Origin of the sequence: Flavobacterium sp., assembly GCF_049318185.1 — a bacterium.
Taxonomy (GTDB): Bacteria; Bacteroidota; Bacteroidia; order Flavobacteriales; family Flavobacteriaceae; genus Flavobacterium.
On the sequence record NZ_JBMOGV010000156.1, the window covers coordinates 1 to 3765 of the forward strand.

The window sequence follows — 3765 nt, forward strand, 5'->3', positions numbered from 1 at the left end:
ATCGCTTAACCAAAAGAAAAATTCCTTTTGAAACCAAGATGATTGTAGACGATACGCATCACTGGATGAATAACGAAAACGCAATTTCAGTATATCAGGCAGCTGCTGATTACTTTGTAAAAAAAATAAAGCCGTAAGCTGAATTCAATATATAAGTGTAATTTTTGAAACAAAATGCAAAAAAGCACTTAAACTCTTTTCTACTTATGTTCAACACCTAATTCAATTGTTTTTTTAAATCGTTTTATTGCCTTGATGAAGAAATGAGAAAATACTTGCTCAAATGTTTATGCAAATAGAAAATTAAAAGAAGGCTTTTGCACTAGAAAAACTTAATACTTTAATAAAAAAAGTTGGAGAAATTTCTCCAACTTTTCGAATCTTTAACAATAAAATATTTTTTCAGATATTGACTTTTTGATGGGTTATGATATTGGTTTTTATTAAATACTTATAACAATAAAATCAATAGCACCCAAACTCCTGAACCAATACCATAATTAGTCCATACTTTTTTCTTTTTAATTTTATGCGCCTGTTCTGTATATGCTTGATTATAAGTAGAATTCTTCATTAATTCTGGTTCTTTATATTTTAAGTTATTGTCAGAGGGTTCAGATAATGAACAACCTAAGGCTGGAATTAGCGCAAATACAGGGCTTAAAACGATTGCTGTAGCAGCAGTCCAGCCAGCTCCTGAATGTTTACCCTTGTAGTTAGCTGTTGCGTCCTGCTTTCCTTTAAATGCCATATCACTTGTTGAAGTGTTTATATTTAAAGTGTTTTGGGTTTCATTAAAGACGTCTTTAGAACCATTCTCATATCGAATAATTAATACCTCTGCCTTTAAAAGAGTAAATGTAGGACCATCTTGATTCTCAAATTTTTTATACTTAATTTCAGTTGCTGTTACTTCAAGAACTTTCGCTTTAATGTCTTCACTTGTTTTTTTAGTGATTACGTCTTGTGAAAGACAATTCGCGAAAATAAAAATTGTGGCAACCGCCGAAAAGATTAATTTTTTCATGATTTTATTAATTTTATAATTTCCTACTCGTAAGGCTTTTCGGAATCTCCCCGTTTTTTATAGTGGAATCTGGACTCCACCCTTAGTGTAAATACTATTCCTTTTGCATCATAATAACATTCAAGATGATTCAATATATGCTCACACTCTTATCTGTGTTATTTCATTTCTTAGCTTGCTAATAATTACTAATCAATTTACTTTCTATGTTTATGTGGAATAAATATAATATGAAATTACATAATAATATGGTTGTGTGGGAGGTATTTTTAAGTTATTACACTGGTCTTTGGGTGGTTACTCGGCAGGTAAGGTGAAATTATATCATCTAAATTATTTATAGTCAGTCAATTAGTGATGCTAGTGGGTTGAGCTTAGCCTATAACTGCCTTGCTTTACAATAAAAAATTTTCAAAAAAAGTTATTAAATGGAACCAAATACATTTTATGCTCAATAGAAGGGGGCGTGGGCTAATTGATTGCAAATAGAAGTGGAAAATTCCATTTCGGCTACCAATTTTTCTGATCATTTAATAACTAAATTTTAATACTTCGCAAATCCGGATTTTACGCCCTCAAACACATTATAAATTGTTTATAATGTGCATACATGATCCTGTGGTGCGAATGCTTCGCGAATATCGCATCCTCGGCTCATTTCTGCTTTTGTTTTTTAGATTATTGCGCGTGTCATGCACTTTGCAGGGCTTCGATTACCTCAACTGGCAAAGCCCAAGCCAGGCGCAGGAAAAAGATTAACATTTGGGGAAAGAGTGGTTTTTCTTCCATGAAGTATATGTTTTGACTTGTTCGAGATCCACTCCACCCAACAAAAATGCCGCCCTTAACAAGTCGGCCTTTTGTATTTAGATTGCTTTTTCAGAAATAACATGTCGGTATGGCTGCAGCCACATCGAACTTTTAGAAGTATTGGGAGGGGGTAAAATTGATTATTAGGAGAAATACTTATAATAGTATCAACTGGGGTTGTGGAAAGTAGTAAAATCACTAATTGAAACGAATCAAAATATTAGTAATTTTAGTATATAAAAAATTGTGTCATGCCAAAAACATTCGTTACAAGATTGCAAATCATTGATCAGCTGATACAAAAAAGAAATACCGGAAATGCAGCCGTCCTTGCGCAACGCCTCAATGTTTGTGAAAGAACAGCAAAGGAATTTATCGCTGTTATGAAATCATTGGGTGCTCCTATTTATTATAGTAGAAAAGCAACTTCCTACTGTTACTCAACAAATGGCAGATTTGTATTACAATTCGAAACCTGGTAAGCGGCATTTAACTTTTTATTAACAGCCGTGCAAATTAGCTGCACGGAAAGCCGCTTAATTCGCATTAAACAAAACAATCATTTATGAAAACAGTATCTATCTCCTCACCCCCCCCCCGCGTAATTAGGCAATTCATTCTCCTTCTCATTGCTTGCAGCCTTTGTGTAGTTCAGGCATGTAACAAAAATTCAGTTGAACAACAAAGTACAACCTCGGCAACTAAATTGGAGGTAAAAGATGGCATCATTTATTTTAAAAACTCCACTGCATTTGAAGATGCAATGAACTATTTTCATAATATCGGAATTGAAGAGACCCACAAAATGATTGGACAGTTGCCAAATTTTAAGGGACTTATCGAAATCAAGCCTACTGATATTGAAGATATCAATAGATTAAATAAAGCACTATGGAAAGAAGATCAACAAATAATAAGTACCTCACAGACTAATAGTACATCTGAAGAAGATGATGTTTTATTACCGGGTGAAACCATATATTATGACGATTTTCTAGTGCACGATCCATTTTATGAAGCCGTATTGAATAATTACCGGGAAGTTATGATAGCAGACCTTGTTATTCGCAATACAGAATTTGGGGTATTTGCATACGAACTACCCAACAAACAGAATTTCGAAAACGTATATGAAACTTCACCTTTTGATAATGCTTTGCAGAATAATTATACATCCTATGAAACGATTGACGAAATCGAATTGCAAGTATTGCTCCCTGATATATATCTGCTGAACCGGGATATCGAACTTTTTAAAAATCCACCTACATACAATGTGAAGCCATCCTGCAACAAGGGTACTCTTGCTAGAAATGGCTTTGGCCAATTGCAAGATTGTGATATTATACAAATGGACAAAAGAAATCGAATTATTGCAACTGTATATGCGCAAAATCTTGGCGTTTATTCTTCTGTTGGTATGACAAGCAGGCGACAGAGGAAGTTCCTCGGAATCTGGTGGAATACCACAGCTGAAAGATTGAGTGTTGAAGGTGAGGGATATTACTCTACCAAATATCCCTCGGGACTCATATATACCAATTATCCATATAACAGAATACAAACCAGAAAAGATCAACTATCAACAAAAAAAGTAGAATCACTTTGGCCTGCAAATTCTTGGCATACCGGTCAAATTGGTTGTAAATTTCCTATCCCATCCTTTGACAAATGCAAACTAGGCTTTAAACCTGCAAAGGATTATGAATTTAAAAAACATGAATCTGACCACGACGGCTGGCACAATGGCAGGAAATACACTAGCAAAATAAAACACAATTAATATCAAAAGACCATGCGCCAATAAAATAGACGCATGGTCTTTTCAACAGTGTTAGCATGAAAATAAGTATCCTATCATTCCTTATATTGGTATTGCCCATTCACCTTTTCGCCCAATTCGGTAGAACACCACCACCCTACAGAGT

3 protein-coding genes are annotated in these 3765 nt (G+C 34.4%); 2 read left to right on the top strand and 1 reads right to left on the bottom strand.

Annotation, left to right across the window (positions count from 1 at the left end; translation table 11 throughout):
* Positions 1-451: 451 nt before the first annotated feature.
* A complete protein-coding gene (locus ACOYLT_RS10660; RefSeq protein ID WP_422853831.1) occupies positions 452-1027 on the bottom strand; it encodes a hypothetical protein in 576 nt (191 codons plus the stop codon).
* A 1061-nt stretch (positions 1028-2088) separates the two neighbouring features.
* Between ACOYLT_RS10660 and ACOYLT_RS10665 the strand changes: the two genes are divergently transcribed.
* Positions 2089-2319: an HTH domain-containing protein gene (locus ACOYLT_RS10665; protein WP_422853832.1), complete on the top strand. Its 231-nt coding sequence runs from the start codon at positions 2089-2091 to the stop codon at positions 2317-2319.
* A gap of 224 nt (positions 2320-2543) precedes the next feature.
* Positions 2544-3620 carry a hypothetical protein gene (locus tag ACOYLT_RS10670; protein WP_422853833.1) on the top strand — a complete coding sequence of 359 codons (1077 nt, stop codon included), beginning with the start codon at positions 2544-2546 and terminating at the stop codon, positions 3618-3620.
* Positions 3621-3765 lie beyond the last annotated feature (145 nt).

Excerpts from the sequence above, each read along its gene's own strand:
- ACOYLT_RS10660 (WP_422853831.1), bottom strand. The coding sequence starts at position 1,027 with ATGAAAAAATTAATCTTTTCGGCGGTTGCCACAATTTTTATTTTCGCG.
- ACOYLT_RS10665 (WP_422853832.1), top strand. The coding sequence starts at position 2,089 with ATGCCAAAAACATTCGTTACAAGATTGCAAATCATTGATCAGCTGATA.